This window comes from Arthrobacter sp. GCM10027362 (genome assembly GCF_042679445.1).
Lineage (GTDB): Bacteria > Actinomycetota > Actinomycetes > Actinomycetales > Micrococcaceae > Crystallibacter.
In genome coordinates, this window is the sequence record NZ_JBHTML010000458.1 from 1 (window position 1) to 542 (window position 542).

1 protein-coding gene is annotated in these 542 nt (G+C 76.8%); it reads right to left on the reverse strand.

Features of this window, described 5'->3' with window-relative positions:
• Positions 1-64: 64 nt before the first annotated feature.
• Positions 65-542, reverse strand: a 478-nt coding sequence (locus ACFQ36_RS23340) for a FliH/SctL family protein (RefSeq protein WP_377018024.1), incomplete at its 5' end; no start/stop codon positions are given.

The following is a 542-nucleotide window of genomic DNA, read 5'->3' on the forward strand; positions in this document are numbered from 1 at the left end:
CGGACAGGCTGCCCTGGAACGGTCCCGGCACCTTGGGCCGGCCCGGGCCGGGCCGCCGTCGTCGTCACGGCAGGCCCGCCTGCAGGGCGGCCTTGGCCCGGGCCAGCGCGGTGCCGATCTTCGCATCCAGGTAGCCGTCCGCGAACTCGGCGACGGCGTCGCCGCGCTCCAGCCCGGAATCCGGGACGAACTGGATGCCGGCCTGCCGGCGCACCTGGGGATCCAGCGCGGTCAGGTCCGCCGGGTGCATCCGTACCGCCTGCACCCCGGAGGCATCCACCTGTCCCAGTACCCGGGCCAAGGCGGCGCGGGCGCCGCGCTCGCCGTCGGCCAGTTCGCAGCCCAGGACCGCCTCGGCCAGCTCGAGGGCCGCCGCGGCCAGCGTATCCTGGGCATCCGCCAGGACCGGGACGGTGCGCTGCTGCAGGGCCCGGGCGGCGGCGTTCAGGGCCTGCACCGCCTGCTCCACGCGTGCCTGGCCGTTCTGCACGGCGGCCTCGTGCTCGGCCTGCAGCCGGGCCTGCTGCTCCTTGACCCGGACG